Origin of the sequence: Bradyrhizobium sediminis, from assembly GCF_018736085.1 — a bacterium.
In the GTDB taxonomy this organism is placed as follows: Bacteria; Pseudomonadota; Alphaproteobacteria; order Rhizobiales; family Xanthobacteraceae; genus Bradyrhizobium; species Bradyrhizobium sediminis.
Genome location: NZ_CP076134.1, coordinates 184,341 through 210,506 on the forward strand (window position 1 = coordinate 184,341; position 26,166 = coordinate 210,506).

Annotated in this window: 29 protein-coding genes; 13 read left to right on the forward strand and 16 right to left on the reverse strand. The window is 63.5% G+C overall.

Going from position 1 to position 26,166, the window contains the following annotated elements:
- The first annotated feature begins 55 nt into the window (after positions 1–55).
- The gene (locus KMZ29_RS00905) at positions 56–865 is read left to right on the forward strand and encodes a CBS domain-containing protein (RefSeq protein ID WP_215622073.1); all 810 of its coding nucleotides are present in this window, start codon (positions 56–58) and stop codon (positions 863–865) included.
- A gap of 161 nt (positions 866–1,026) precedes the next feature.
- Here the strand turns inward: KMZ29_RS00905 and KMZ29_RS00910 are convergent, their stop codons facing one another.
- Complete coding sequence (locus KMZ29_RS00910; RefSeq protein ID WP_215622074.1) at positions 1,027–1,434, reverse strand: hypothetical protein; 408 nt, start codon at positions 1,432–1,434, stop codon at positions 1,027–1,029.
- A gap of 105 nt (positions 1,435–1,539) precedes the next feature.
- Here KMZ29_RS00910 and KMZ29_RS00915 point away from each other — a divergent pair, with 105 nt between their 5' ends.
- Both KMZ29_RS00915 and KMZ29_RS00920 read left to right on the forward strand, forming a co-directional pair.
- Entirely contained in the window at positions 1,540–1,881 is a 342-nt protein-coding gene (locus tag KMZ29_RS00915) for a KTSC domain-containing protein (RefSeq protein WP_215622075.1), read from the forward strand.
- A 146-nt stretch (positions 1,882–2,027) separates the two neighbouring features.
- Positions 2,028–3,566, forward strand: coding sequence for a YifB family Mg chelatase-like AAA ATPase (locus tag KMZ29_RS00920; RefSeq protein ID WP_215622076.1), 1,539 nt, complete (start codon positions 2,028–2,030; stop codon positions 3,564–3,566).
- A 510-nt stretch (positions 3,567–4,076) separates the two neighbouring features.
- Here KMZ29_RS00920 and KMZ29_RS00925 read toward each other — a convergent pair.
- Complete coding sequence (locus tag KMZ29_RS00925; RefSeq protein WP_215621526.1) at positions 4,077–5,117, reverse strand: IS110 family RNA-guided transposase; 1,041 nt, start codon at positions 5,115–5,117, stop codon at positions 4,077–4,079.
- Between the two features lie 288 nt (positions 5,118–5,405).
- On the opposite strand from KMZ29_RS00925, the gene KMZ29_RS00930 reads away from it, so the two are divergent.
- The 3 genes from KMZ29_RS00930 (at position 5,406) to olsB (ending at position 9,344) form a co-directional block, all read left to right on the forward strand.
- Complete coding sequence (locus tag KMZ29_RS00930; protein WP_215624087.1) at positions 5,406–5,870, forward strand: hypothetical protein; 465 nt, start codon at positions 5,406–5,408, stop codon at positions 5,868–5,870.
- Positions 5,871–6,048: 178 nt separating this feature from the next.
- On the forward strand, positions 6,049–8,310 hold the full coding sequence (locus KMZ29_RS00935) for a PAS domain-containing hybrid sensor histidine kinase/response regulator (RefSeq protein WP_215622077.1): 2,262 nt from the start codon (positions 6,049–6,051) through the stop codon (positions 8,308–8,310).
- Positions 8,311–8,429: 119 nt separating this feature from the next.
- On the forward strand, positions 8,430–9,344 hold the full coding sequence (gene olsB, locus KMZ29_RS00940; protein WP_215622078.1) for a l-ornithine N(alpha)-acyltransferase: 915 nt from the start codon (positions 8,430–8,432) through the stop codon (positions 9,342–9,344).
- Here the strand turns inward: olsB and coaA are convergent.
- The 7 genes from coaA to hisB form a co-directional block, all read right to left on the reverse strand.
- Positions 9,341–10,297: a type I pantothenate kinase gene (coaA, locus tag KMZ29_RS00945; protein ID WP_215622079.1), complete on the reverse strand. Its 957-nt coding sequence runs from the start codon at positions 10,295–10,297 to the stop codon at positions 9,341–9,343. The genes olsB and coaA overlap by 4 nt on opposite strands.
- Positions 10,298–10,314: 17 nt before the next feature.
- Positions 10,315–10,641: a phosphoribosyl-ATP diphosphatase gene (locus tag KMZ29_RS00950; protein WP_215622080.1), complete on the reverse strand. Its 327-nt coding sequence runs from the start codon at positions 10,639–10,641 to the stop codon at positions 10,315–10,317.
- An 83-nt stretch (positions 10,642–10,724) separates the two neighbouring features.
- Complete coding sequence (hisF, locus tag KMZ29_RS00955; protein WP_215622081.1) at positions 10,725–11,501, reverse strand: imidazole glycerol phosphate synthase subunit HisF; 777 nt, start codon at positions 11,499–11,501, stop codon at positions 10,725–10,727.
- A 9-nt stretch (positions 11,502–11,510) separates the two neighbouring features.
- Positions 11,511–12,251, reverse strand: coding sequence for a 1-(5-phosphoribosyl)-5-[(5-phosphoribosylamino)methylideneamino]imidazole-4-carboxamide isomerase (gene hisA / locus KMZ29_RS00960; protein WP_215622082.1), 741 nt, complete (start codon positions 12,249–12,251; stop codon positions 11,511–11,513).
- Positions 12,248–12,898 carry an imidazole glycerol phosphate synthase subunit HisH gene (hisH, locus tag KMZ29_RS00965; RefSeq protein WP_215604299.1) on the reverse strand — a complete coding sequence of 217 codons (651 nt, stop codon included), beginning with the start codon at positions 12,896–12,898 and terminating at the stop codon, positions 12,248–12,250. The genes hisA and hisH overlap by 4 nt, the downstream gene beginning before the upstream one ends.
- Complete coding sequence (locus tag KMZ29_RS00970) at positions 12,895–13,422, reverse strand: DUF2628 domain-containing protein (RefSeq protein ID WP_215622083.1); 528 nt, start codon at positions 13,420–13,422, stop codon at positions 12,895–12,897. The genes hisH and KMZ29_RS00970 overlap by 4 nt, the downstream gene beginning before the upstream one ends.
- Before the next feature lie 26 nt (positions 13,423–13,448).
- The gene (hisB, locus tag KMZ29_RS00975; RefSeq protein ID WP_215622084.1) at positions 13,449–14,042 is read right to left on the reverse strand and encodes an imidazoleglycerol-phosphate dehydratase HisB; all 594 of its coding nucleotides are present in this window, start codon (positions 14,040–14,042) and stop codon (positions 13,449–13,451) included.
- 199 nt (positions 14,043–14,241) lie between these two features.
- Here hisB and hslV point away from each other — a divergent pair, with 199 nt between their 5' ends.
- From hslV to KMZ29_RS01000, 5 genes are all read left to right on the forward strand, one after another.
- Positions 14,242–14,793, forward strand: coding sequence for an ATP-dependent protease subunit HslV (gene hslV / locus KMZ29_RS00980; RefSeq protein WP_215622085.1), 552 nt, complete (start codon positions 14,242–14,244; stop codon positions 14,791–14,793).
- A 13-nt stretch (positions 14,794–14,806) separates the two neighbouring features.
- On the forward strand, positions 14,807–15,292 hold the full coding sequence (locus KMZ29_RS00985) for a GNAT family N-acetyltransferase (RefSeq protein ID WP_215622086.1): 486 nt from the start codon (positions 14,807–14,809) through the stop codon (positions 15,290–15,292).
- A gap of 54 nt (positions 15,293–15,346) precedes the next feature.
- Positions 15,347–15,841 (forward strand): DUF2585 family protein, encoded by a 495-nt coding sequence (locus KMZ29_RS00990; RefSeq protein ID WP_215622087.1) that lies wholly within the window; start codon positions 15,347–15,349, stop codon positions 15,839–15,841.
- A 41-nt stretch (positions 15,842–15,882) separates the two neighbouring features.
- Positions 15,883–17,187, forward strand: a complete 1,305-nt coding sequence (hslU, locus tag KMZ29_RS00995) for an ATP-dependent protease ATPase subunit HslU (RefSeq protein ID WP_215622088.1) — start codon at positions 15,883–15,885, stop codon at positions 17,185–17,187.
- A 149-nt stretch (positions 17,188–17,336) separates the two neighbouring features.
- Positions 17,337–18,467, forward strand: coding sequence for a hypothetical protein (locus KMZ29_RS01000; RefSeq protein WP_215622089.1), 1,131 nt, complete (start codon positions 17,337–17,339; stop codon positions 18,465–18,467).
- 107 nt (positions 18,468–18,574) lie between these two features.
- Here KMZ29_RS01000 and KMZ29_RS01005 read toward each other — a convergent pair whose 3' ends face one another.
- Genes KMZ29_RS01005 through KMZ29_RS01015 form a run of 3 tightly spaced genes read right to left on the reverse strand, consistent with a single transcriptional unit; the run spans position 18,575 to position 21,475 of the window.
- Positions 18,575–19,177 (reverse strand): Smr/MutS family protein, encoded by a 603-nt coding sequence (locus KMZ29_RS01005; RefSeq protein WP_215622090.1) that lies wholly within the window; start codon positions 19,175–19,177, stop codon positions 18,575–18,577.
- Positions 19,174–20,793, reverse strand: a complete 1,620-nt coding sequence (mltA, locus tag KMZ29_RS01010) for a murein transglycosylase A (protein WP_369810063.1) — start codon at positions 20,791–20,793, stop codon at positions 19,174–19,176. The genes KMZ29_RS01005 and mltA overlap by 4 nt, the downstream gene beginning before the upstream one ends.
- The gene (locus KMZ29_RS01015; protein WP_215614075.1) at positions 20,771–21,475 is read right to left on the reverse strand and encodes a Tim44/TimA family putative adaptor protein; all 705 of its coding nucleotides are present in this window, start codon (positions 21,473–21,475) and stop codon (positions 20,771–20,773) included. The genes mltA and KMZ29_RS01015 overlap by 23 nt, the downstream gene beginning before the upstream one ends.
- Before the next feature lie 430 nt (positions 21,476–21,905).
- Between KMZ29_RS01015 and secB the strand changes: the two genes are divergently transcribed.
- A complete protein-coding gene (gene secB / locus KMZ29_RS01020; protein ID WP_215614076.1) occupies positions 21,906–22,391 on the forward strand; it encodes a protein-export chaperone SecB in 486 nt (161 codons plus the stop codon).
- Positions 22,392–22,397: 6 nt separating this feature from the next.
- Here the strand turns inward: secB and dnaQ are convergent, their stop codons facing one another.
- Genes dnaQ through KMZ29_RS01040 form a run of 4 tightly spaced genes read right to left on the reverse strand, consistent with a single transcriptional unit; the run spans position 22,398 to position 25,193 of the window.
- Positions 22,398–23,093 carry a DNA polymerase III subunit epsilon gene (gene dnaQ / locus KMZ29_RS01025; RefSeq protein ID WP_215622092.1) on the reverse strand — a complete coding sequence of 232 codons (696 nt, stop codon included), beginning with the start codon at positions 23,091–23,093 and terminating at the stop codon, positions 22,398–22,400.
- A gap of 25 nt (positions 23,094–23,118) precedes the next feature.
- Positions 23,119–23,718, reverse strand: a complete 600-nt coding sequence (gene coaE / locus KMZ29_RS01030) for a dephospho-CoA kinase (RefSeq protein ID WP_215622093.1) — start codon at positions 23,716–23,718, stop codon at positions 23,119–23,121.
- Between the two features lie 33 nt (positions 23,719–23,751).
- Positions 23,752–24,360: a Maf family protein gene (locus KMZ29_RS01035; RefSeq protein WP_215622094.1), complete on the reverse strand. Its 609-nt coding sequence runs from the start codon at positions 24,358–24,360 to the stop codon at positions 23,752–23,754.
- A complete protein-coding gene (locus KMZ29_RS01040; protein WP_215606508.1) occupies positions 24,357–25,193 on the reverse strand; it encodes a pyruvate, water dikinase regulatory protein in 837 nt (278 codons plus the stop codon). The genes KMZ29_RS01035 and KMZ29_RS01040 overlap by 4 nt, the downstream gene beginning before the upstream one ends.
- A gap of 396 nt (positions 25,194–25,589) precedes the next feature.
- On the opposite strand from KMZ29_RS01040, the gene hemJ reads away from it, so the two are divergent.
- Positions 25,590–26,012, forward strand: a complete 423-nt coding sequence (gene hemJ, locus KMZ29_RS01045; protein ID WP_215622095.1) for a protoporphyrinogen oxidase HemJ — start codon at positions 25,590–25,592, stop codon at positions 26,010–26,012.
- Positions 26,013–26,166 lie beyond the last annotated feature (154 nt).

Sequence of the window (26,166 nt, forward strand, 5' to 3'; positions counted from 1 at the left end):
TACCGATTGTTGGTAAGCCTTCACTTGGCTTTCGATCTAAGGTTGCGAGGTCGCGATGATCGAGTTTGTCACGGTGGCAGCGCTGATCCTGACGGGATTCGCACTGGTATGGCTTTCCAAATACGCCAGACTCGGTCTTGGAGAAGCCTCCAAGACGACCGTCATCCTGGCGCCGCTGATTGCGTTTCTGTTTCTATCCGGGGCGATTTCTGAATTTGAAGGCTTGGGTTTGAAAGCAAAATTCAGAGACCTCAGAGACTTCAGCGCCAAAACCACGATCGACGCGGCAATAGCGTTGAAACTCGCGACGACCAGTGAGCAAGCCACCACGGGCGATTTCCTTAATGAAGCAATTTGGGGCTTTTGCCGACCTTATTATGTGTTGACCGACAGCTCGGCAAGAAACAAGGAGAAGCCGGATCAACTGGACAAGCAAGCTGTTCTGCACATCGCCACAGCGATACGAAACTCCATTGTATGCGGCAGATTTTCAGCACTCGTCGTCGTTGACAACGACCGAAGGCCGGTTGGCTTTTTTCCCCGCGATCAATTCCTGGAGTTACTTCGGATCGTGTTAGTGGGATACGGCGATGCCCATATCGACAGTGAAGCTGCTTTCCGGCAAGTAGCCGGTTCCGAACTCGGCGTCATTCTCCAGAACCCGGTAATACGTGCCAGATCAGACGAGGCCAGCCACAACACGGTGCCCGGCTCCGAAGATATCGAGTCGGTCTACAAGAAAATGATTGCTGACAACTTCGCGATCGCAATGATAACCGACCGGCTGAGCCGGTTTGATGGGATCATCACGCGCGCCGCTATTGAAGGCAAAATAATTGAACGGCTGCTGGCTGCCGCAAAGTAGCTCCTGTCTGGGTACGCTTGGCCGATTCGCTTCGCTTTGACGGAAGGCAGCCGTCGTCGACTCTCTTTGCCGTCATTGCAAGGAGCGAAGCGACGAAGCAATGACGGTCTCGATAGACTTTGTCTTGTTGCCTTCCTTTTCAGCCACCGCGCCGAAACGTCCTACCGCCCCCGCGCGAACGCCTCGAGCTTCCTTGAAATGCTGTGCAGGGTGCCGATGCCGTAACCATCCGGATCGTCCTCCACGATTCGATAATCCGCCTTGATCGCCTCGAGATCCCCGAGCAGGCGATTGGCGTAACTCACGGGATCGCCTGACTCGGCCGCGCTCGGCGCCAGAACGATCTTTTCGGCGTAGACCACCGCCACCATTTCGTCATGGCCGACATTGTGGCCGCGCGCGGAGGTGTAATAGGAATCCGACTGGTGGGCGCGGGCGAGCGCGGTCTCCTCCGCGAGAGCCTCTCGAAACTGGTCCTGTATTTCGGCAATGAGTTGCGCATGGGCGGCGCTGCCGTCGCCGCGGCTGGGAAAGCAGGCGTTAGCCAAACGCTTCAGGAATGATAGCAAGCCGACTCCCCCGATTTAGGAGATAATGATATCTGGATGCGGCCGTGCGGGTGAGCCAATGATCTACCCCCGCATGGCAAAGCGAAGGAAGATCAGGCGCGCGGCATGATCAAGGCAGCCACCACCCTCATCGCGCTGTTGTTGACCACGGAGCCCGGCTCCGAGGCGGTCGAGGTCAGGGATCGCGGCGCCGTCGATCTCGCAACCTTCGAATGCCGCGACACCCCGCGCAGCACCCTGATCCAGCGCGCCTGTTACGACAAGGCGCAGGCCACCATGATTGTCAGCGTCAGGGGCACCTACCACCAGTATTGCGAATTGCCGGCGGCGACCTTCGACCGCCTGATGGCGGCGCCGTCGATGGGGCAGTTCTTCAAGCAGTATTTTGCGGATGCCGGTCCGGACCGCCGGTATGACTGCGAGATCCGGCGGGTGCCGGGGTATTAGGCGAAGACGGTCTTCCGGGTCGCATCCGTCGCATGACCGTCTTGTGCAATGGCTGCATCTGGCGGGCGGCGCCCTTGATGTTCCCTTAATGTTCTTGCCGAACCGCCACCTTTCCGCTACCCTCGATTGCGGAAAAGTGGGGCGGCATGGTCCAGCGGGTTTCTACCGTAGCCTTTGAGGGCATCGAGGCCCGCAGCGTCGACGTGCAGGTGCAGGTCGCGCCGGGGCTGCCTGCATTCGCCATCGTCGGCCTGCCCGACAAGGCGGTCTCCGAGGCGCGCGAGCGGGTGCGCTCGGCGCTGATCGCTTCGGGGCTGGCGCTGCCGGCGCGCCGCATCACCGTCAATCTCGCGCCCGCCGACCTGCCGAAGGAAGGCAGCCATTACGACCTGCCGATCGCGCTCGGGCTGATGGCCGCCATCGGCGCGATTCCGCCGGACGCGCTTTCAGGCTTCACCGTGCTTGGCGAACTCGGCCTCGACGGATCGATCGCGCCGGTGGCGGGCGTGTTGCCCGCGGCGATCGGCGCCAATGGGCGCGACGAAGGCCTGATCTGCCCGGCGGCCTGCGGCGCCGAAGCGGCCTGGGCGAGCCCGGACATCCAGATCGTGGCGGCGAATTCGCTGATCCAGATCGCCAACCATTTCAGGGGCACGCAGGTGTTGTCGCGGCCGCAGCCGAAGGTGCACGCGCCGGAGGCGAACCTGCTCGACCTGCGCGACATCAAGGGCCAGGAGAGCGCCAAGCGCGCGCTCGAGATCGCGGCGGCCGGCGGACATCATTTGCTGATGATCGGCGCGCCCGGCGCTGGCAAATCGATGCTCGCCGCACGGCTGCCCTCGATCCTGCCGCCGCTGTCGCCGTCCGAGCTGCTCGAAGTCTCCATGATCGCTTCCGTCGCCGGCGAAATCCGCGACGGCGCGCTGACCGCGCGGCGGCCGTTCCGCAGCCCGCATCATTCCGCCAGCATGGCGGCGCTGACCGGCGGCGGCATGCGCGCCAAACCCGGCGAGATCTCGCTGGCGCATCAGGGCGTGCTGTTCCTCGACGAATTGCCGGAGTTCGACGCCCGCGTGCTGGACTCGCTGCGCCAGCCGCTGGAGAACGGCGAAGTCTCGGTGTCCCGCGCCAATCATCGCGTCACCTACCCGGCGCGCTTCATGCTGGTCGCCGCCATGAACCCGTGCCGCTGCGGCCATGCCTATGAGCCCGGCTATTCCTGCAAGCGCGGCCGCATCGACCGCTGCACCTCCGATTATCAGGCGCGCATTTCCGGCCCGCTGATGGATCGCATCGACCTGCGAATCGAAGTCCCCGCGGTCACCGCCGCCGACCTGATCCTGCCGCCGCCGGCGGAAGGCTCCGCGGAAGTCGCCGCGCGCGTCGCCGCGGCGCGCGACATCCAGCTCGCGCGTTACGCCGCCGCCGGATTGCCGCAGGTCCGCACCAATGCGGAAGCGCCGGCCTCGGTGCTGGAAGAGATCGCGCAGCCGGATGCGCAGGGAATGAAACTGCTGCGCGATGCCTCGGAGACCATGCGGCTGTCGGCGCGCGGCTATCACCGCGTGCTGCGCGTCGCCCGCACGCTGGCCGACCTCGACGGGTCAGACAAAATCGGCCGGCTGCATCTGGCCGAAGCCTTGTCCTATCGCGCGCTGGCCGAGGACGTACGCAACGCGGCGTGACGAGAGAAGGCAAATCGGCGCTTCCGACTACCCGACAAGAGCGCGAAGTAAGCCGTTAAAACCATTGCGTGCGGGAATGCCGGGTGTTTCGGCGTACTCGTGGTTGCTAACGCGTGTTCTTTTCTTTGCACACGCGGGTGCGCGGGCGCCCGGCATTTCCCACGCCCTCACTTGGGCGAAACTCTTTGCACAGCCCGAACGCATCGCGCCGCGGGAACGATCTTCGTCGTCCCGGCCTTGAGCCGGGACCCATATGTGGACGGCCCCCGTGCCACAAGAGTTTTTTGAGGTCTGATCGGATCGCTTGCATCCATATGTCCGGCCTGTTGGTGCGGTCGCTTGGACCGCTGGCCAAGATGGCTTCCGCGACGCGAGTTCCAAACAACCACACGACCTGTCTTGGGCCAATGGGTCCCACGGATTGTCTCGCACCTCGGATCGATCGATCCTACCATCTGCTCCTCTTGCAGCTCCGGCTCAGCCGATAAGACGAACTTACCGGCTGATCTCTTAGGCGGCTGACGCCGATGCCTCAGACATCCGCGCGCCGTCGTAATTATCCCCCGTAACCATCAGTTTCCAGGCGATGCGGGCAATCTTGTTGGCGAGCGCCACCGCCGCGAGTTTTGGCGGCTTGCGCTTGAGCAAAGCGATCAGCCAGGGCGATGGATGGCCACGGCCGTACTTCGCCTGCTGAATCACGGCGGTCGCTCCTGCCACCAGCACGCTGCGCAACCTCTCATCGCCGGCACGGGTGATCTTGCCGAGCCGGGTTTTGCCGGCAGTGGAGTGGTCTTTCGGGGTCAGTCCGAGCCAGGCCGCAAAATGCCGGCCCGAGGAGAAGGCACGCGGATCAGGCGTCTTCATCACCAGCGCCGTGGCGCCGATCGGCCCGACTCCTGGAATCTTCGCCAAGCGCCGGCTATCGGCATTGCCGCGGTGCCAGGCCCTCAGCCTGGCTTCGATTGCCTTCAACTCTCCCTGCAACTGCGCGTACTCGCGGCCCTGGACCGCAAACGACTCGCGCGCCAGCGCCGGCACGCTGTCATCTTGCGCGATGCCAGCTAAAAGCGGTTCGATCTTGTCGAGGCCCTTGGCCACCGCAAGGCCGAACTCTGCCGCATAGCCCCGGATCATATTGCTGAGCTGGGTGCGACGGGCGACCATCTGCTCGCGGAGACCTGCCAGCATCAAAGCTGCCTGCTGCTCGGCCGTCTTCACTGGCACAAACCGCATCGTCGGTCGGCCCATCGCTTCACACAGCCCCTCGGCATCTCGCCCGTCGTTCTTGTTCCGCCTGACGTAAGGCTTCACGTGTTGCGGCGCGATCAGCTTCACCTCGTGGCCGAGCTTGCCAAGCTCGCGCGCCCAATAATGCGCCGCACCGCAGGCCTCGATCCCGATCACGGTCGGCGGCTGCTTGGTAAAAAATGCCACCATTTGCGCCCGGCCGAGCCGCCTGCGCAACACCGGCCGTTCGGTCGCATCAACCCCATGCAGCTGGAAAATATGCTTCGACGTATCCATGCCAATTCGGATAATCTGTTCCACGGACGGCTCCTTTGTCTGAGATTTGCAACAACCTCATTCTGGCACAACTGATGCCGTAGGGGGCCGTCCACCCCATCAGCCACCGAAGTCGATGTTATGCCAGGCTGGAGCCCCAATCTTTTTTGCCACTGACATCAGTGGTTATGGGCCCCGGCACAAAGGCCGGGGCGACGAATCCGTTTGAGTACACCGCCTCCTCCGTCAACCAGCCGGTAACCAGTCCCGTTTACACTCTGCCAACCATAAGCCGCGGCGTTGCACCGGCTTATCGGCGGGCGAGTGCGTGTCATGTTGCGTTTCAAGGTCCTGGCCTCGGTTGTTCCACTGTTGGTTGCCGCCGTGTTCGCGCGCGGCGATTTCCTGCCCGGCGCGCGGCCTTGCGTCGCGATCGGCGAAGGTTCGGTCCAGATCACCTCGCTGCCCTGGCAGGCGCAGTCTCACGTCTCCTTCACCCGCGATCCGGCGCACGCAACCGTGCGGGTCCAGCTGACAGACAATGCCGAGGCGGCGGATTTTGCCGTGCTCGACGACGTCGACAGCTCCGAGGCCAGCGCCTGCACGGTCAATCCGGCGACCCGTTTCGTGGCAATCTCCGCAAGTCCTTCGGCGTCGGAGCCGGTGATCTATCTCTCGCAGAACGGCCCGGCCGATTACCGCATTTTTGTGCGCTCGACGCGCTTTTCGGCGCGCGATGCCGCCGCCCTCATCGTCGGTGCCCGCGGCGCGCCGCAGCGGCTCGCCGCGGCGTTCTGAGCCTTTGTTTGACGCGTTTTCTTTACGCGAACCGGCATCCACCCCTATGCCTTAACCTTTCGTCAACCACGTTTTTACCTGATGGCGTCAAGCCCTCCGGCCTCAAGCACTTTGCAAGGTCGCCGCGGCATCGTCGGCGCCGCGACAGGCGCGGCAAGACAGGCACAAGGTCATCGGCATGAAGCGGCGGATTTTCCGGATCAAGATACGCATACGCCGCTTCGCCCGGCGCCATCCCTGGCTCACCTTCACCGTCCGCTCCTCCATGATCTTCTCCGCCGCGTTCGGCGGGGCCTATGGCTTCATCGCCGGCAGCCGGTCCGAAGGTTCCGGCTACGACCCGCACGCCTATGCGATCGGCGCCAGTTTCCTGTTCGCGCTCGCCTGCGTCGCGCTCGCGACCCTGAGCTTCCGGTTGCGCTGGATGCGCCAGAAGCACAAGAAAATGGCGCTGCACAACGAAGCGCTGGCCGACCGCAATTGGGAACTGAAAGAGGCCGAGCAGCGCGCCCGCAGCCTGTTCGAAGCGCAGGGCGACCTGATCGTGCTGCGCGACGGCGACGGCCGCATCACCTTCGTCAACGACGCCTATTGCGAATTGGCGGAACTGCCGCGCGAAAAACTGATCGGCAGCCGCTTCAAGCCCACCGTGCTGGAGCAGGGCGACACCGCGATCGAGACCAACGGCACGCGAATCTACGACCAGAGGATCGCAACCGCGCTCGGGCCGCGCTGGATCGCCTGGCGCGAAGGCCTGGTTCGCATCGATGCCGGACATCCGGCGGAAATGCAGAGCGTCGGCCGCGACGTCACCGACCGCACCGAGACCGAACGCGCGCTCGGCGAGGCCCGCGATCACGCCGACGCCGCCAACCGCGCCAAGTCCCGTTTCCTGGCGATGGCCTCCCACGAAATCCGCACGCCGCTGAACGGCATCATCGGCATGAGCGGCTTGCTGCTCGATACGCCGCTGACACCGGAGCAGATGACCTATGCCAGGGCGGTGAAGAGCTCGGGCGACGCGCTGCTGTCGCTGATCGAGGAACTGCTGGACTATTCCAAGATCGAGGCCGGCAAGATCGATCTCGAACACCGCCCGTTCGCGCTTTCCGCTATGATCGAGGACATCACCGAACTGCTGGCGCCCCGCGCGCAGGCGCGCAAGCTCGAGATCGCGGCCTATGTCGACGAGCGGCTGCCGGCGGAGGTGGTCGGCGACGCCGCGCGGCTGCGCCAGGTGCTGCTCAATCTCGCCGGCAACGCCATCAAGTTCACCTCGACCGGCGGCGTGGCGCTGATCGTCGAGCCCGGCATCCGGCCCAATGAAATCTCCTTTCTGGTGCGCGACACTGGCATCGGCATCGCGCCGGAAGCGCGGGAGCGGATCTTCCGCGAGTTCGAACAGGCCGACGACCGCATCGGGCGCAGCTATGGCGGCACCGGCCTCGGCCTGAGCATCTCCGAGCGCATCGTCAAGCGCATGGGCGGACGCATCACGCTGGAGAGCCGGCTCGGCGCCGGTTCCACCTTCGAAGTATCGATCCCGCTCGCCGCGTCCGACAGCGACAGCGGTGCGCAAAAGGCCTTCGTCGCGCCCGACCTGACCGGTCTTGCGATCATGCTGGTGACGCCGCAGAGCATCGAGGCTTCGCTGATCGCGCGGCGGCTGCAGCGCTGGGGCGGCCAGACCTGCATGGTCTCGGATATTGCGGTGGCGCAGGCCCTGCTGCCGGAGCGGACCTGGCACGCCGTGCTGCTCGATCATGCGCTGGGCGCCAGGGAAGTCGCCGCACTCGGCGAGGCCGCGCGCAGCCATGCGACGCAGCGCATCGTGCTGTTCACGCCGGCGACCCGGCAGGAACTGCTGGCTTCAACATCCTCCTCCTTCACCGGCTATCTGATCAAGCCGCTGCGCGCGGCCTCGCTCGCGGCCCGCCTGACCACGACGCCGGAAGTATCCGCGCCCGATCTTGCAGGCGATGCGCTGATCGATGCGCCTGAAACAAGCGAGACGTTTGCGCTCGCGCCGGCGCATGGCCTCTCCATCCTGGTGGCCGAGGACAACGAGATCAACGCGCTCCTGATGCGCTCGCTGCTGACGCGGCTCGGCCATCACGCCGTCATCACCACCAATGGCGAGGAGGCGCTGGAATCCTGGCTCGCCGCCAGGTCCGCCGGCGCGCCCTATGATCTGGTGCTGATGGACATCCAGATGCCGCAGCTCGACGGCATCGAGACCACCAAGCGGATCCGTGAGCGCGAAGCCGGCCAGCCCGGCCGCCCGACGCCGATCCTGGCGCTGACCGCGAATACGTTGGTCGAGGACCGCTACGCCTGTTTCGAAGCCGGCATGGACGGTTTTCTGATCAAGCCGCTCGACCGCGAAAAGCTCGCCGATGCGCTGGCGGGGCTGGCCGCCTCGCGGCATCTCGCGGCGTGAAGGGGGACGCTGTCACGCCGCGGCAATCGCGGTGTCACATGACTGTTGAGGGCCCGTGATCTCTCACCCTCGAAGACCGCGCCGATTCGATTCGGGTGAACGCGGCCACGAGGGAAGCCATGCAGAACGGCGAGTTGGCGCGATCGACGCAGCGCCTGATCCAGATGCTGCGGCCGGAGCACGTCGGGACCGCCGCGCAGGCGGCGATGACCTGGTTCAAGCCGCCGCCGGCCACGCTCGGACGGCTCGGCGCGCTCGAGGTGCGGCTGGCCGAGGGCAAACGCGAAGTGAAGCGCGCGCAGAAGTTGCGCTATCGCGTGTTCTACAAGGACGGCAGCGCGATCGCCGACGCCGCCACCCTGCTGGCCCGCCGCGACAAAGATGCGTTCGACAGGATCTGCGATCATCTGATGGTGATCGATCACGCCGCCAAACCGTCGATGAGCGGCAAGCAGCCGGTGGTCGGCACCTATCGCCTGCTGCGGCAGGAGGTAGCGGAGAGGAATGGCGGGTTCTACACCGAGAGCGAATTCGACATTGCCAGCCTGATCGACCGCCACGCTGGTTTGCGCTTTCTCGAATTGGGGCGATCCTGCGTGCTGCCGCGCTACCGCAACAAGCGCACCGTCGAGTTGCTGTGGCACGGCATCTGGACCTATGTCCGCCGGCACCGGCTGGATGTGATGATCGGTTGCGCCTCTTTCGAGGGCACCGATCCCGACCGGCTGGCGCTGCCGCTGTCGTTTTTGCATCACTACGCCCGGGCGCCGGAAGCCTGGCGCGCTAGCGCGCATCCCTCCCGCCGGGTCGAGATGAACCGGATGGCGAAGGAAGCCATCAATCCGAAGGCCGCACTTCACGAGCTGCCGCCCTTGATCAAGGGATATCTGCGGCTAGGGGCCTTTATCGGCGACGGCGCCGTGATCGACCATCAGTTCGGCACCACCGACGTGCTGATCGTGATGCCGGTGTCGGCGATCAGCGCCCGCTACATCGAGCATTTTGGGGTCGACGCGACGCGGCACGCGGCCTAAAGCCGCCGTAGCGCCACGGTCTCGACCACGTGGTCGGCGCCCTTCTTGAGGATCAGCGTCGCCCGCGGCCGGGTCGGCAGGATGTTTTCCTCGAGATTGGCGAGGTTGGTCCGCTCCCAGATCGCCAGCGCGGTTGCGGTGGCTTCCTCGTCGGACAGCGGCGCATAGCGATGGAAATACGATCGCGGATCGTGGAACGCGGTGTCGCGAAGCGCCAGGAACCGCCGGATGTACCATTCGCGCAGCACGGCTTCGTCGGCATCGATATAAACGGAGAAGTCGAAGAAGTCCGAGACCACCGGAACGGCCTTGCCGTCGCGCGGCAGCCGGCCGGTCTGCAGGACATTGACGCCCTCGACAATCAGGATGTCCGGCCGGTCGACCTCGATCCATTCGTTCGGAATGATGTCATAGGTCAAATGCGAATAGACCGGCGCCCGCACCAGCCGCCGTCCGGCCTTGATATCGCTGAGGAACGAAAGCAGCGTCGGCAGATCGTAGCTCTCGGGAAAACCCTTCTTCTGCATCAGGCCCTGCCGCTCGAGCACGGCATTGGGAAACAGAAAACCGTCTGTGGTGACCAGATCGACCTTCGGCCGCGGCGACCATCGCGCCAGCAGCGCCTGCAGCACGCGCGCGGTGGTCGATTTGCCCACCGCCACCGAACCGGCGACGCCGATGATATAGGGCACCTTGCGATCCCGGATGCCGAGGAACTGGCGTTGCGCCTGATAGAGCCGGTGCGTGGCGTCGACATAGATCGACAACAGCCGGGACAGCGGCAGAAAGATTTCCTCGACCTCCTTCATATCGAGGCGGTCATGCATCGAACGCAGCCGCTCGAATTCGCCCGGCTCCAGCGTCATCGGCGTGTCGTCGCGCAGCCGGGCCCATTGTTCCCGGGAGAATATCCGGTAGGGATTGTACTGCTGTTCCGGTGCCCGAATATCCACGACGCCGCCTCCAGCCCCTATGAGTCGCGCTTGCGCGCGGCCTTCTCTTCCAGTCCGGACATGCCTGTGCGCTGTGACAGCGCGGCTTCGACCTCATCGAGCTTCACGCCGCGCGACTTCAGAAGCACCAGCAGATGGAACAAGAGGTCCGCGCTTTCGGCGATGAGATGGTCGCGATCATTCTCGACCGCGGCGATCACGGTTTCCACCGCCTCCTCGCCAAGTTTCTTGGCGCAATGCTCGGAACCCTTGTCCAGGAGCTTGCGGGTATAGGACGCCTCTCCGCCCGACGCGGCGCGGGCATCGATGGTGGCGACAAGGTCGTGGATCGTGAAACGCGACATCAACCAGCACTCAACAACTGCGCCCGCCAGGATCGGGGCGCCCATCACCCCGTGGGATGTAACACTTCTGTCGCAAAGAGTCGTCAGGGATCGAGCCGCATCGGCAGCCCGGCGCGAACCATGTGGTCCTTGGCCTGGCGTATGGTAAATTCCCCGAAGTGAAATATCGACGCCGCCAGCACCGCGGTGGCGTGACCCTGTCGGATGCCGTCGACCAGGTGATCGAGATTGCCTACACCGCCGGAGGCAATCACCGGCACCCGAATGCTGTCGGCCACGGCCTGGGTCAGCGGAAGATCAAAACCCTGCCTGGTGCCGTCGCGGTCCATCGAGGTCAGCAGGATTTCGCCGGCGCCGAGCGAGACCACTTCCTGGGCGTATTCGATGGCATCGATCCCGGTCGAATTGCGCCCGCCATGGGTGAAGATTTCCCAGCGCTCACCGCCGCCGCCGCGTTTGACACGCTTGGCGTCGATCGCCACCACGATGCATTGCTCGCCGAATTTTTCGGCGGCTTCCTTGACGAATTCGCGACGGCTGACCGCGGCGCTGTTGATCGACACCTTGTCGGCGCCGGATCGCAGCAGCGTCTTGATGTCGTCGACGGTGCGCACGCCGCCGCCCACCGTAAGCGGCATGAAGCAGGCTTCCGCGGTGCGCCGGACCACGTCGAGCATGATGCCGCGATTTTCATGCGTCGCCGTAATGTCGAGAAAGCAAAGCTCATCGGCACCGGCGGCGTCATAGGCGATCGCCGCTTCGACGGGATCGCCGGCGTCGCGCAGATCGACGAAGTTGACGCCTTTGACCACGCGCCCGTCCTTGACGTCGAGACAGGGAATCACGCGCACCTTGAACATTGATTTCTCCTAGGCCGCAGCGCGCGCGCTGCGGATCAGCGCCAGTGCGGCTGCGGGATCGAGACGGCCGTCGTAGAGCGCGCGCCCCGCGATCGCTCCAGCCAGTTTCCTGGCGCGGGGCTGTAGCAGTGCCTTGACGTCGTCGATCGATGCAAACCCGCCGGAGGCAATGACGGGGATCGAGATGTGTTCGGCAAGCTCGATGGTTGCGTCCAGATTGAGGCCCTTCAACAGGCCGTCGCGGGCAATATCGGTAAAGATGATCGCGGCGACGCCGGCATCCTCGAAGCGCTGCGCGATCTCGAGCGCGGTGACCTGCGAGGTCTCGGCCCAGCCTTCGACCGCGACCTTGCCGTCGCGGGCGTCGAGACCCACTGCGACGCGGCCGGGGAACTTCTTCGCCGCGCCCTTCACCAATTCGGGATCGCGCACCGCCGCGGTGCCGATGATCACCCGCGCCACGCCCTTGGCGAGCCAGGCTTCGACCGTTTTCAGATCGCGGATACCGCCGCCGAGCTGAACCGGCATGGTGACCGCCTTCAGCATCGCCTCGACCGCAGCCGCGTTCATCGGCCTGCCGGCAAAGGCGCCGTCGAGATCGACCACGTGCAGATATTCGAAACCCTGCGCGGCGAAGCTCTTCGCCTGCGCCGCGGGGTCGAGGTTGAACACGGTCGCGCGCGCCATGTCGCCCTGCTCCAGGCGCACGCATTGGCCGTTTTTCAGATCGATAGCGGGAAAAAGGATCACGGCTTCCACTTCAGAAAGTTCGAGATCAGAGCCAGTCCGAAGCGCTGGCTCTTCTCGGGGTGAAACTGGGTGCCGATCGCGGTGTCCTTGCCGACCATCGCCGTCACCGGCCCGCCGTAGTCGGCGCGCGCCAGCACCTCGGCCTCATTGGTGGCATTGAGGTGATAGGAGTGCACGAAATAGGCGTGGCGGCCCTTCGGCCCCAGCGGCAGCCGTTCCAGTACCGGATGCTCCCTGACCATGTCGAGCGTGTTCCAGCCCATATGGGGGATCTTCAAATTCTCCTCGCGCGGCGAAATCTTCTCGACGTCGCCCGCGATCCAATTAAATCCGTCGGTGGTGACGTGCTCCTTGCCGCGGGTCGCCATCAACTGCATGCCGACGCAAATGCCGAAGAACGGCCGCGCCTTGTTGCGCACCGCTTCCGTCATCGCCTCGATCATGCCGTCGAGTGCATCCAGCCCCCTGCGGCAATCGGCGAAGGCGCCGACCCCGGGCAGCACGATGCGATCGGCGCGATACACCGTCTCGGGATCGCGGGTCACCACGATCCTTGCCGGCACATCCATGCCACGCGCGGCACGCTCAAACGCTTTCGCGGCGGAGTGCAGGTTGCCGGAGCCGTAGTCGATGATGGCAACGCTCACCGTGACCCTCCCGGTTCCGGGAATAACCCGATGATGCCGTTTTGCGGCAGCGGCGGCGGCGAGAACGGCTGGCCAGCGATGTTCCGCGTCGGCGGCGGCCCACCGCGATCAACCGCCACAAAGTCGTCGCCGAGCGCGCGCCGTTTGGCGCTCCAGCGATCGAAGAAGCGCCGTTCGGCCTGCTCCAGGTTGTCGGCCACGACGATGTCGAGCTGACGCCAGTTGCGCCGCGACAGGGTCCAGCGCCGCAGACTTGCCGCTTCCAATCCCATCAGCAGCGCCAGCAGGACGTCGACGAGAAAGATCGCGGTCCGGCCGGCGCCGAGCGCCGCCAATCCGAAATCGACCGCGACCATCACGACGATCCAGCCGATCAGCGCCAGCCACAGCCGGTGCCAGGCCAGCCAGACCGCGCCCAGAACCACTGCCCAGAAATGAAAGCCGTCGCGAACGAAGGCGAACCTGTCGGTCGCGCCGATGCCCGCATGGTTCGTCACTGGTGCATGAACGGTATAAACCGGCATCGAACCTCTCCGCCGAAAACGCAAAATCAGCCGCCGAGCTGACCCTTGGTGGACGGCACTTCGCCCGCGGCGCGCGGATCGATCGCCACCGCGGCACGCAATGCCCTCGCCAGACCCTTGAAGCAGGATTCGGCGATATGATGGCTATTCTCGCCATATAGGGTCTCGACGTGCAAAGTCACGCCGGCGTTGATGGTAAAGGCGTTGAACCATTCGCGCACCAGTTCGGTGTCGAATTGACCGACCTTGTCGCGCGGAAACTCGACCTTGAACACCAGCACCGGCCTGCCGGAAATGTCGATCACGACCCGCGACAGCGTCTCGTCCATCGGCATGTGGACCCCGGCATAGCGGGTGATGCCGGCCATGTTGCCAAGCGCCTGCTTCACCGCCTGTCCCAGCGCGATGCCGACGTCCTCGGTGGTGTGATGGTCGTCGATGTGAAGGTCGCCGACCGCCTTCACGGTCAGGTCGATGCGCGAATGCCGGGCGAGCAAATCGAGCATATGGTCGAAGAAGCCGATCCCGGTCGCGACGTTGGCCACGCCGGTCCCGTCGAGGTTCACCGTCACCTCGATATCGGTCTCTTTGGTCTTGCGCTTGATGGTCGCTGTGCGCATGAAAACTGCTTTCCCTTGACGGCCCTTGGCCGCCCTTGCCCGAAAACGCGCCCTTTTAACAGGCTGGTCCGGCCTTCGCTACTGCGGGATGCCCCGCAAGAGGCCGAACTTCGCCCTATGGTGACCGGAATCCGGCATGAAACACGCCGATTGTAACCCTGCGCGCCAGCCCCTAAATCTGGGCGAACGCGAGGTACTCATGCAAGCATCCCAATCCCAGTCGCCGGTCTGGCACGGCACCACGATTTTGACGGTCCGCAAGGGCGGCAAGGTGGTAATCGGCGGCGACGGGCAGGTTTCGATCGGCCAGACCGTCATCAAATCCAACGCCAAGAAGGTCCGCAAACTCGGCAAGGGCGACGTGATCGGCGGCTTTGCCGGCGCCACGGCCGACGCCTTTACGCTGTTCGAGCGGCTGGAAGGCAAGCTCGAACAGTATCCGGGGCAATTGACCCGTGCCGCGGTCGAACTCGCCAAGGACTGGCGCACCGACCGCTATCTGCGCCGGCTGGAGGCGATGATGATCGTCGCCGACAAGGATGTGTCACTGGTTCTAACCGGCACCGGCGACGTGCTGGAGCCGGAAGCCGGCGTCATGGCGATCGGATCCGGCGGCAACTATGCGCTTGCTGCTGCCCGCGCCCTGGTCGATTCCGACAAGGATGCCGAGGCCATCGTGCGCCGGGCGCTCGATATCGCCGCCGATATCTGCGTCTATACCAACCGCAACGTGACCCTCGAGACCCTGTGAGGGCGGCCGATCGATGGCGCCGGATTACGTCTTCCGCCGGATGAATGCAGCCGACCTTCCCCTGATCCGGAACTGGCTTGCGTTGCCGCACGTTCTGGAGTGGTGGGGCGATCCGGAACAACAGTATGGGCTCGTCAGCGGCGACCTCGATGAGCCCGCCATGGATCAGTATATCGTTGCCGCAGCGGGCAGGCCGTTCGGCTACCTCCAGTGTTACGACCTGACCGCATGGAATTCAGGTTTCGGGCCGCAGCCTCCGGGTACCCGTGGTATCGACCAGTTCATCGGCGAGCCCGACATGATCGGGCGCGGCCATGGTTCAGCCCTCATTCGTGCCTTCGTCGATGGCCGGCTCAGAAACGGTGCGCCGCGCGTCGTGACCGATCCCGATCCCGCCAATCTTCGCGCCGTCCGCGCCTACGAAAAGGCGGGGTTTGAGAGAGACCGCATGGTAGATACACCCGATGGCCCCGCCCTTCTGATGGTGCGCGACGCATGACGGTCGAACGCAACGTCGCCCCCGCAGCTAACAGGTCTTTCGACGTGGCACTGGATGGTGGTCGCGGGCAGCTTGCTCGCGCTGCAGGCATCGATTCTGTTTGCGATGGGCCGGCTGCCGATTTGCGCCTGCGGCAATGTCAAACTCTGGCACGGCGTGGTGCTGAATTCGGAGAATTCGCAGCACGTCGCCGACTGGTACACATTCTCGCATGTCCTGCACGGCTTCCTGTTCGTCACGATGATGATCGAAGGCGCCTGGGAACGGGTCGAGAATTCCGACTGGATCATCAACCGCTGCCCCACCGGCACGGCGTCGTTCGATTGTTTCGGCGACAGCATCGTCAATTCGGTTTCCGATACGCTGGCGATGGTCGGAGGCTTCCTGCTGGCGAAAAAGCTCCCGGTCGCCGCGACCGTCGCGCTCGCCATCTTGTTTGAACTCATATTGGTGCTTCACATTCGCGATAATCTTGCCCTGAACATCATCATGCTGATCCATCCCTTCGACGCGATCCGGCAATGGCAGTCCGGACCGCCGATCATCTGACGCCGCTTGTGCCAGTCACATTTTGAACCTAGTTAGGGCCAATGACCGACTTTTCCCCCCGTGAAATCGTTTCCGAACTCGACCGCTTCATTGTCGGCCAAGCCGACGCCAAGCGCGCGGTCTCCATCGCGCTGCGCAACCGCTGGCGGCGGCTGCAGCTCACCGGCCTCTTGCGCGAGGAAGTGCTGCCGAAAAATATCCTGATGATCGGGCCGACCGGCGTCGGCAAGACCGAGATCGCGCGGCGGCTGGCAAAGCTGGCCGGCGCGCCATTCATCAAGGTCGAGGCCACCAAATTCACCGAGGTCGGCTATGTCGGCCGCGACGTCGAGCAGATCATCCGCGACCTGGTCGAGGTCGCTATCGCGCAGACCCGGGAGCGCAAGCGCAAGGACGTGCAGGCCCGCGCGCAACTCGCGGCTGAAGATCGTGTGCTCGATGCCCTGGTCGGGCCCAGCTCCAGTGCCGCGACGCGCGATTCGTTTCGCCGGAAATTGCGCGCCGGCGAGCTCAACGACAAGGAAATCGAAATCGAGACGCAATCCTCCGGCGGCATGCCGATGTTCGAGATTCCCGGCATGCCCGGCGCGCAGCTGGGCGCGATCTCGATCGGCGATATCTTCGGCAAGATGGGCGGGCGGACAAAAACCCGCCGGCTGACGGTCGCGGATTCCCACGAACTCCTGGTCAACGAGGAATCCGACAAGCTGCTGGATAACGACCAGCTGGTGCAGGAATCGATCCATGCGGTCGAGAACAACGGCATCGTGTTTCTCGACGAGATCGACAAGATCTGCGTGCGCGAAGGCCGCAGCGGCGGCGGTGATGTCTCGCGCGAAGGCGTGCAGCGCGACCTGCTGCCGCTGATCGAAGGCACCACGGTCTCGACCAAGCACGGCGCGGTCAAAACCGATCATGTCCTGTTCATCGCCTCAGGCGCGTTTCACATCGCCAAACCGTCGGACCTGCTGCCGGAACTGCAGGGCCGCCTGCCGATCCGCGTCGAACTGGAAGCCCTGACCCGCGACGACATGCGCCGCATTCTGACCGAACCGGAGGCGTCCCTGATCAAGCAGTACGTCGCGCTGATGCAGACCGAAGGCGTCACGCTGGATATCACCCCGGAGGCCATCGACGCGCTCGCCGACGTAGCGGTTGCGGTCAATTCGACGGTCGAGAATATCGGCGCGCGACGATTGCAGACCGTGATGGAGCGGGTGCTCGACGAGATCTCCTTCGCCGCCCCCGACCGCAATGGCGAGACCATCCAGATCGATGCCGATTACGTCCAGAAGCATGTCGGCGACCTCGCCAAGAACGCGGATTTGAGCCGGTTTATTCTGTAGGTTTTGCAGGTAAGATCGTCGTCCCTGCGAAAGCAGGGACCCATACCCACCAATGGCCGTTGCTGAATCTGACAGCGGCCCAAGCTTTCCCAAGCACGCAAGCCGGTGGTTATGGGTCCCGGCTCGCGCTTCGCTTGGCCGGGACGACGATGAATCTAATCTTGCGGATGCGGGAGAACCCCTGGCGGCTGATGCTGGCCGTCAATGCCGCTGTGCTGACAGGGGTCTTTCTCTACAAGCTGCCGCGCGAGCCTTACGTCCCCTACATTCATCTGTTGGTCGATTATCATTTCGGCTTCACCAAGCGGGCGCTGATCGGCGCCGTGGTGTCGCTGTTCGTCGAAAAAGTGCCGGTGTGGCTGGTGTTCGCGCTCTCCGGCGCGGTGTGGCTGATCACGCTCGCGCTGTTCGCAAGACTGTTCCGGCGAACCTTCGGCGTTGGCGACGCGCAGATGCCGCTGTTCGTGTTCATGGCGGGATCGCCGTTCTTCCTGAAGAATTTCATGCATACGCTCGGGCATTTCGACATCTATGGCTGCGCGCTTGCGATTTGCCTTCTGCTGATCCCGGCGCGCTCGATCGCCTATGTGCTGCTGGCGGCTCTCTTCTCCGTCATCCTCATTCTGATCCACCACATCCATCTCCTGATGTATGTGCCGACCATCGCAGCGATCGTGGTGCTACGCTATTATCTGGTGCAAGGGGTGAGCCGGCAAAACGCGGGCATCGGAATTGCCGCGATGCTTGCCGTCAGCTTGCTGTTCTTTGTCGCGCAATTCCGGGGATCGCTGGCGGTACCTGAGGCGGAGTTCGTCGCCCACCTGCAGAGCAGGATGGCCGACCCCACCCGGACCAGGCTCCTGAGTTTCAGTTACATCTGGTATCAGCCGCTTGCTCAGGAAATCCGCGACACCTGGGAACGCATGCCCTCTAATCTGCTGGGCGTTCCCGTATTTGCGCTGCTGATCTGGCTGCATGCCCCGCTCTGGAGATATTTCGCCGATTTGATCCGCGCGCTTTTGGATCAATGGCACCGCCGCATCGTCACCGCCGCGATCGTCGCGGTAAGCCTGGCCTATCTCGTGATGTTCGCGATCGTGTTCGATTATTCCAGATGGATTTCGAACTGGGCGGTCTGCATGTTCCTGATCCTGCATGCGGTGAAGACCCTGCCTGCTTCACGGGAAGTGCCGCTGATACCGCGCGATGATCCGAAGACCATCCTGTTCGGCTGGATCGTGACGCTGATCCCGCGGGTCGGAATCGTGCGGCCGTTCTAGAGCCATTTCCGTTCCGATTGAATCGGAACGGGGCTCTATCTTTTTGTTTTGACGCGTTTTCTTCACGCGAACCGGTATCCACTTCGCTTGAAAACGCTCTAGGCAGCTCAAATACGTGAGCGTCGGACCCGAACATAGAGCGCACCCTCGCCGCCATGGCCGATATGCGCTTCCTCGAAGCCGACCACCAGCGAACGGAATTCCGGCAGGCCCAGCCATTGCGGCACTTGGCGGCGCAGCACCCCGCGTTCGGACTCGGAGCCCATCTTCCCTTTGCCGGTAATGACGAGCACGAAGGTCAGGCCGTCACTGTGGGCGCGTTGCAGGAATCCGAACAACGCGCGGTGGGCGCGCATCTGCGTCATGCCGTGCAAATCGAGCCGGGCATCGATCTCCTTGCGCCCGCGCGACAGTTGCGAGCGCTCGCGACGCCCGAGCGGCGCCAGCGGCGGCGCGGCCGGCGGCAACGCCGGTTTCGGCGCGCGCGGAATCCTGGCGGGCGGAAGATGCTTCGGCGGGTTTGCGGATGTTGCGGCGACCGGCGTTTCCGGATCCGGTGCCACGCCATGCGCCTTGGCGGCACGCGGCTTCTTGCGCAGCGGCTTTATTTGCTTGGCGACGCTCTCCCACAGCGCGCGTTCTTCCTCGCTCAGGCCGCGCTTGCGCCGCGGCGGCGCGGACAATTCCGGGATCGGGTTCGGACGCTTCATCGAACGCGGCGGTAATGGCGGTAATGACGATGGCGGCGCAGTTCACGGCTCGGCGCGATGTTGGGCCGCGCTTCCGGCAACGGCACCGGTTTCGCCACCGCCGTCTGGGTCGTCGCAGACGGCGCGACCGCCGCAGGAGCGCCGTTCTTCGCGGGTTCCCTGGCGACGGCAGCCTTCGAGCCGGCAGCCGCGGAAGCGTCGGTCGGCTTGGTGCCGTTCTTCTGGTCCTTGGGCTGATCCTTCAAGGGATCGACCTGCGGAAACAGCTTTGCGATCTTCTCCGACGGCCGCTCGTCCGGCACCGGCATTTTGCGCCCCCGAGCCACCGGATCGAGGCTCTTCGGAATCAGGATGGCGAAGCGCGCATTGTGCCGCAGCCGGCCGGATACTTTTCCGGCCCCGGCGCCGGCGCCGAAATAGAGATCGGCGCGCGCCGGACCGACGATCGCCGAGCCCGTGTCCTGCGCGATCATCAGCCGGCGGAACGGCGTCTTCGATAGCTCGGATTCGATCGGCAGCTCGCCCTCGATGAAGAACGGCGTGCCATAGACATGCAGCGCCTTGTCGACGGCGATCGACCGGCCCGGGGTCAGCGGGACGCCCTGCGCACCCACCGCCTCGTCCTTGTCGGAGAGGTTCACTTCGCGAAAGAACACGTAAGAGCGGTTCTGCCGGCGCAATTCGTTGGAGCCGTCGGGGTTCTGCTCCATCCACTCTCTGATCTTCTGCATCGACATCTGATCCTTCGGGATGATGTTGCGTTCGATCAGGATGCGGCCGACTGGCGTATAGGGATAGCCGTTGTGTGCGTCGTAGTTGATGCGGATGGTGGACCCGTCTTCGAGCTTCACCCGTGCAGAGCCCTGGATCTGCGTGAACAGCAAATCGGTCTGGTTCTTGAGCCAGCAGATTTCGAGCCCGCGGCCGGCAATCGCGCCGTCCTCGATCTCGGCGCGATCGTAATAGGGCACCAGTTTACGGCGGCCGATCTTGCGATATACCTGTCCCTTGTTGGGCAGTCCGGCCGAGCTTTGGCTGGTGCCGCGCACGAACAGATTGGAGGGGCGGCGATAGACCGGCACGGTGTAGACGTCGGTCTGGGTCCTGGAGCCGTCAATCACCGGCTCGTAGTATCCGGTAACGAAGCCCTCGCCCTCGCCGACCCGCGAGATCCGCAAGGGGAGAAAATGTTCCTCGAAAAAGGCTTTGGCCCTGGCGCCCTCGTTGAGGTCGAGACCTTTGGCGATCCTGCAGGGGTCGCGCAATGACGTGCCGAGGGCCTTTGGGTCGGAAGGAGGATTTCGTTGCGCCGCTATCGGCCGGCAGCTGGTGCGGAACGCCTTGTAGCCGGCGAGATGATCGTCCTCGCTCCAGCCGGCGATGTCGGCCCACGCGACCGGCGCATATTGGCTGCCGCTGATTTCAAGCGGCCAGGCGAGACGGGGATACGGGACGGCACGGATATTCGGAAGATGCGGACGCGCGCTGTGCGACTTGTGAGCACGATGCGCGGCGAACGCGCTCAAAGGCGCCATCGACAATGCGACCGCGATCGCACAAAACGCGGCGGCGTACCGCTTGACGCCGCCCGCGTCAGCTAGCGCTGCCGGTGCCAACCAGCTTCCAGTTCGGATCGCGTGAGGTGACGTCGCGGGCGAAGGTCCAAACATCAGTAATATCTGCGACCTTGTCCGGATTGCCGTCGACGATCGTTCCGGCCTTGTCGCGGGTCACCGAGACCATCTGCGACACGAAACGGACGGTCAGCTGCGCCGCGCGGTCGCGGGCTTCGGCACCGACGAGTTCGGCCTTGTCGATCGAGACAAACCGCGTTTCCGTCTTCTGCTCGTGCTTTTCGCGATCCTTGATCACGGACTCGAAACTCTCATAGACCTCGGACGACAAGAGGTCCTTCAGCGCGCGGCGGTCGCCATTGGCGAAAGCCAGCACGATCATCTCGTAGGCACTCTTCGCGCCGCTGAGGAAATGCCGCGGATCGAACGAGGAGTCCTGAGCGGCAATGGCATCGAGCCCCTGCGCCAGCGGCGTGCCCGTCTCGGCCAGACCCTTCCAGCGGTCGGACGGCGGCGTCACTTCAGCGGTCGGCGCCAGCGGCGCCTGATCGATCACAGCACCCGGCATCGGCACCACGTTATTGTCCTGCGTGCCCTGCAGGACGTTGCGCGCCGCGCGATCGAAGGGCGGCCGTTCGCTTCCGGTGCGCTGCCCGAGAACGTTACGCAGACGCAGGAAGATGAAGACCGCCAGCGCCAGAAAGATGATGGTGTAAATATCCACGTCGCATTCGCTTTCTTGTTCTCACGCCGGCAACGGGTCCGGCGGTAGAGCGTTCCCTCCGGGAACGGCAGAGACTACATCATCGGTTGGGTCTGCAGCATGTAGGCACGAAATCTGGCCCGGCCAATGGCGCCCTTTGCCACGGACGAATGTAGCGCGTTTTGGACCCAAGGGGAAACCCCGATCATGCCCGGAAATCGCGCATATTCAACAATTTAGGGCTTACCCCGGCAGCCCGGCCCGCCCTCCGGTACCGGATCCCGGGGAGCGCGCTGCTCCCCGGGGTTACCTTAACCGGGCACAGGCGATTGTCGTCCTTGTGGACCGAGGCGGGGCTATGATAGCCACTCGCCCCGACAAAGGCGTTTTCGCGCCTCACGAGCGAATTCAGACGCATAACCGGCCCGGCTCGGCTCCAGGAGAGATTTTCATGACCAACGGCAACGGCGCGCCCCCCGAGGCGGCCCCTCCTCAGTTGAACGTGCTGGCGCAGTACACCAAGGACCTGTCGTTCGAAAATCCGAACGCGCCGGCCTCGCTGGCGCCGCAGCAGCAGCAGCCCGCGATCAACATCCAGATCAACGTCAGCGCCAATAATATCGCCGAAAATGAGTTCGAAGTGACGCTTTCGGTCGAGGGCAAGGCTGAAAACGCCGGCAAGGTGATGTTCAGCTTCGATCTCGCCTATGCCGGCGTATTCCGTATCGTCAACGTGCCCAAGGAAAACCTGCACCCGCTGGTCATGATCGAATGCCCGCGGCTGTTGTTCCCGTTCGCGCGCGAGATCATCGCGACCTCGGTGCGTGACGGCGGTTTCCCGCCGCTGATGCTGGATCCGGTCGATTTTGTCGGTCTGTATCGCCAGAACCTGGAGCGGCAGGCTGCGGCCCAGGCCTCGCAGGCAAAGCCGAGCTGACGCGGGTCAACCGCCCAAAAAATCATTCCAGATCGGCTTGTCGCCCAGCGTGGCGACAAAGGCCCGATGGGCCGCGCGATCTTCATCGCTGACCCGTGGCGCCAGCGCCACCTCGCGGATCCGCCGCGGCATTTCGCCGTGCCCGCCGGCGCGGGCTTCGCGGACCTCGGTTGCCAGAATCAGTTGCGACTGCCGGGCTCCGATCAGGTCGATATAGACCTCGGCCAACAGTTCGGCGTCGAGCAAGGCGCCGTGTTTGGTACGGCGGGAATTGTCGATCGCATAGCGCGAGCAGAGATCGTCGAGACGGTTCGACACGCCCGGATGCTTGCGCCGCGCCAACAGCAGCGTGTCGACCAGCCGATCGCGTGCGATTGCCGGCCGCCGGATGCGGTCGAGCTCGGCATTGATGAAGCCGATATCGAAGGATGCGTTGTGAATCACCAGCGGCGCATCGCCGATGAATTCCAGGAACTCCTCGACCACATGGACGAACAGCGGCTTGTCGGAGAGGAACTCGCTGGACAGACCGTGCACGGCGAAGGCCTCGGCCGGCATGTCGCGCTCGGGATTGATATGCCGGTGAAAGGTCTGCCCGGTCGGCATCCGGTTGACGATCTCGACACAGCCGATCTCGACCAGCCGGTCGCCGCGCAGCGGGTCGAGGCCGGTGGTTTCGGTATCGAGAACGATTTCGCGCATGTGTCCGGTCCGCAAAAGCGGCGAATCAGCTCCGCCGTTTCGGCATTCTAACAACCTCTCGCAGGATGTCGCGGATTTGCGCCCGCACCGGGTCGAGACCGTGCGACGTATCCACCACGAAATCCGCGCGTTTGCGTTTTTCGGCGTCGGGCAGTTGCCGCGCCAGGATCGAATCGAGCGCTTCGCTGGTCATGGTGCCGCGCGCCATGATTCGCTCGCGCTGGTTTTCCGGCGAGGTCGTAACCACCACCACCGCATCGACGCGCTTCTCGCCGCCGGTTTCGAACAGCAAGGGCACGTCGACCACGACGACCGGTGCGCCGGCCTGCTCGGCTTCCTCGAAGAATTTCTGCCGCGAGGCGCCCAGCATCGGGTGAACGATCTGCTCGAGTTGCTTCATCGCGGCCGGGTCATGCACCACACGCGCCGACAGTTTCTGGCGGTCCACCTTGCCGTCCGAAGTCGTGCCCGGAAAAGCCGCCTCGATCGCCGGTGCCGCCTCGCCCTCGTATAATTTGTGAACCGTGGCGTCGGCGTCGTAGACCGGGACGCCGGCTTCCGCGAACAGTTTCGCGGTGGTCGATTTGCCCATTCCGATCGAACCGGTCAGCCCCAGAATTATCATTCGACTTATCGCCTGTCGTCCGAGCGTTTCTTGTTAGACGCCGAGCAGCCGCTCGCCGCGCAGAAACGCAAGCAACGGCAGCAGCGGCAGTCCGAGAATGGTGAAATGATCGCCTTCGATGCGTTCGAACAGATGCACACCCAGACCTTCGAGCTGATAGGCGCCGACGCTCGATGTCACGGCCTCGCCCGCCTCATCCAGATAGGCTCGGATTTCAGCGCCGCTCAGCTGCCTCATGGTCATTCGCGCCACGGCAACGCCTTCGAACAATATCTTGCCGTCGCGCGCCACGGCAACGGCGGAGTGCAGTTCATGGCTGCGACCGGCAAGGTCGCGCAATTGCTCGGCGGCCTGGGCGCGACCGGCCGGCTTGCTGAATAGCCGCTGTTCCAGCGCCAGCGTCTGATCGGCACCGATGACATATCCGCGGGAATGACGGGCCGAGACCCAAAGCGCTTTCTCGCGCGCCAGCAAGGCTGCTATTTCACCGGGCGCCAACAGGCCGGAAGCCTGCTGTGCGCCGCGCTCATCGATCTCGGCCGGAACGGCTTCGCAACGAAGGCCGGCATTGGCCAGCAGCATTTGTCGCGCTCGGCTTTGCGAGGCCAGGATCAACGGATCTCTGCCGCGCCACAGCGTCATTCGGACAACCGCTGCCGCTGCCGGTCGGTGAACAGCTTCATGACAGCGGCGGCGCTTTCCTCGATCGATCGCCGCGTTACGTCGAGCTGTGCCCAGTTGAATTTCGCGCTCAATCGGCGCGCAAAAGCGACCTCGTCGGCAACGGCCTGACGATCGATATAGTTGTCGTTGTCGCGGTCACCCATGCTCAAGAGCCGGTTTTGCCGTACCTGGATCAGCCGCTCGGGCGTGGCATGGAGACTGACCACCAGCGGCTTCTTCAGCGTCTCCAGTTGATGTGGGACGGGGATGCCCGGTACCAGCGGAACATTCGCGGTGCGGATGCCGCGGTTGGCGAGATAGATCGAGGTCGGGGTTTTCGAGGTACGGGACACACCGACCAGAACCACGTCGGCCTCTTCCAGGCCTTCGACGTGCTGGCCGTCATCATGCATCATCGTATAGTTCAGCGCATCGATGCGCTTGAAGTATTCCGCATTCAGGGTGTGCTGCGCGCCGACGCGCCCCGTCGTCGCGGCGCCGAGATAGGCCTGAAACAGCTGCATGACCGGCCCTATGATCGACAGGCTCGGAATGTTCATCTCCTTGCACTTGGCTTCCAGCCGGCCGACCAGATCCTTTTCCAGCAAGGTAAAGAGCACGATCCCCGGAGCTTCCTCGATTTCATCGAGCACGCGGTCGAGCTGCTTCTGGCTGCGCACCAAGGGATAGACGTGTTCGACCGGCGTTACATTGGCATATTGCGCGGCCACCGCGCGCGCCACGGTAATCAGCGTCTCGCCGGTCGAATCGGAAACCAGATGAAGATGAAAATAGTTGCCGGTCGTAGGCACCAAGACCCCTGTGTATCCTGTGAATCGCTGTGGAGCTTACCCGAGAGAATCGAGCCCTCGCCGATGGCTCAGGGATAACCCGGTATTTTCTTCACAGGCCTCATGAAATGGAAAAGTCCACTCGCTTGCCTCAATGATAATGAGATTATGTGGACTTGTCTCTTGATAAGCTCGCCATAACACTGCGCAAGCCGTTGAGGTAAGTGGCATTATTCCGATGGCCTGAACTACCGCCGGAAATGTTGATGGATGTGAACATCCAAGGACAAGAGCGGGACAAATTTGCGCGGGCCTAATCCACCGCTACTTAGACTCAAACCTAAGATTCTAAAATTATTAGTTTAGAAAAGGCCTGCTTGCGGATATGTCTCATCCCACGCAAGGTAGAGCTCTTCGATGTACGAATGGATCAAGGCGCTGCATGTGATCGCGGTCATCTCCTGGATGGCCGGCATGCTCTATCTGCCGCGGCTGTTCGTTTACCATTGCGATACCGAGGCCGGGTCGAAGCAATCCGAAACCTTCAAGATCATGGAACGGCGGTTGCTGAAGGCGATCATCAACCCGGCCATGATCATCGCCTGGCTCGCCGGATTGTATCTCGCCTGGAGCGGGCATTGGCTTTCGGCCGGCTGGTTCCACGTGAAGTTTCTGCTGGTGATCGTGCTGTCCGGTGTCCACGGGTTTTTTGCTCGCTGGGTGAAGGATTTCGCCGCCGATCGGAATACCAGGAGCCGGAAATTTTACCGCATTATCAATGAGGTACCGACGGTCCTGATGATTGGAATCGTGGTTTTCGTGATCGTGAAGCCGTTTTGAGTGCATTCGTCGCTAACACCCCAAGCCCGGAGCTGCTTGCGGAAGGCTCGCCGATTTTCTATATTAGCTAAATCCCACCCCACGCAGGCGGATGTGGTCGCGTTCCGGTTTTCCCATCGAACCGGCCGCCGCATCAGGTTTGAAGCCTCTCCGG

Excerpts from the sequence above, each read along its gene's own strand:
- KMZ29_RS00990 (WP_215622087.1), top strand. The coding sequence starts at position 15,347 with ATGGTGGTCGCGGGCAGCTTGCTCGCGCTGCAGGCATCGATTCTGTTT.
- KMZ29_RS00950 (WP_215622080.1), bottom strand. The coding sequence starts at position 10,641 with ATGTCGCGTTTCACGATCCACGACCTTGTCGCCACCATCGATGCCCGC.
- hslU (WP_215622088.1), top strand. The coding sequence starts at position 15,883 with ATGACCGACTTTTCCCCCCGTGAAATCGTTTCCGAACTCGACCGCTTC.
- coaE (WP_215622093.1), bottom strand. The coding sequence starts at position 23,718 with ATGATAATTCTGGGGCTGACCGGTTCGATCGGAATGGGCAAATCGACC.
- KMZ29_RS01035 (WP_215622094.1), bottom strand. The coding sequence starts at position 24,360 with ATGACGCTGTGGCGCGGCAGAGATCCGTTGATCCTGGCCTCGCAAAGC.
- dnaQ (WP_215622092.1), bottom strand. The coding sequence starts at position 23,093 with ATGCGCGAAATCGTTCTCGATACCGAAACCACCGGCCTCGACCCGCTG.
- KMZ29_RS00935 (WP_215622077.1), top strand. The coding sequence starts at position 6,049 with ATGAAGCGGCGGATTTTCCGGATCAAGATACGCATACGCCGCTTCGCC.
- KMZ29_RS01000 (WP_215622089.1), top strand. The coding sequence starts at position 17,337 with ATGAATCTAATCTTGCGGATGCGGGAGAACCCCTGGCGGCTGATGCTG.
- KMZ29_RS00920 (WP_215622076.1), top strand. The coding sequence starts at position 2,028 with ATGGTCCAGCGGGTTTCTACCGTAGCCTTTGAGGGCATCGAGGCCCGC.
- hisF (WP_215622081.1), bottom strand. The coding sequence starts at position 11,501 with ATGTTCAAGGTGCGCGTGATTCCCTGTCTCGACGTCAAGGACGGGCGC.
- KMZ29_RS00905 (WP_215622073.1), top strand. The coding sequence starts at position 56 with ATGATCGAGTTTGTCACGGTGGCAGCGCTGATCCTGACGGGATTCGCA.
- olsB (WP_215622078.1), top strand. The coding sequence starts at position 8,430 with ATGCAGAACGGCGAGTTGGCGCGATCGACGCAGCGCCTGATCCAGATG.
- hslV (WP_215622085.1), top strand. The coding sequence starts at position 14,242 with ATGCAAGCATCCCAATCCCAGTCGCCGGTCTGGCACGGCACCACGATT.
- KMZ29_RS00930 (WP_215624087.1), top strand. The coding sequence starts at position 5,406 with ATGTTGCGTTTCAAGGTCCTGGCCTCGGTTGTTCCACTGTTGGTTGCC.
- KMZ29_RS00970 (WP_215622083.1), bottom strand. The coding sequence starts at position 13,422 with ATGCCGGTTTATACCGTTCATGCACCAGTGACGAACCATGCGGGCATC.
- KMZ29_RS01005 (WP_215622090.1), bottom strand. The coding sequence starts at position 19,177 with ATGAAGCGTCCGAACCCGATCCCGGAATTGTCCGCGCCGCCGCGGCGC.
- hisB (WP_215622084.1), bottom strand. The coding sequence starts at position 14,042 with ATGCGCACAGCGACCATCAAGCGCAAGACCAAAGAGACCGATATCGAG.
- secB (WP_215614076.1), top strand. The coding sequence starts at position 21,906 with ATGACCAACGGCAACGGCGCGCCCCCCGAGGCGGCCCCTCCTCAGTTG.
- KMZ29_RS00915 (WP_215622075.1), top strand. The coding sequence starts at position 1,540 with ATGATCAAGGCAGCCACCACCCTCATCGCGCTGTTGTTGACCACGGAG.
- KMZ29_RS00985 (WP_215622086.1), top strand. The coding sequence starts at position 14,807 with ATGGCGCCGGATTACGTCTTCCGCCGGATGAATGCAGCCGACCTTCCC.
- hemJ (WP_215622095.1), top strand. The coding sequence starts at position 25,590 with ATGTACGAATGGATCAAGGCGCTGCATGTGATCGCGGTCATCTCCTGG.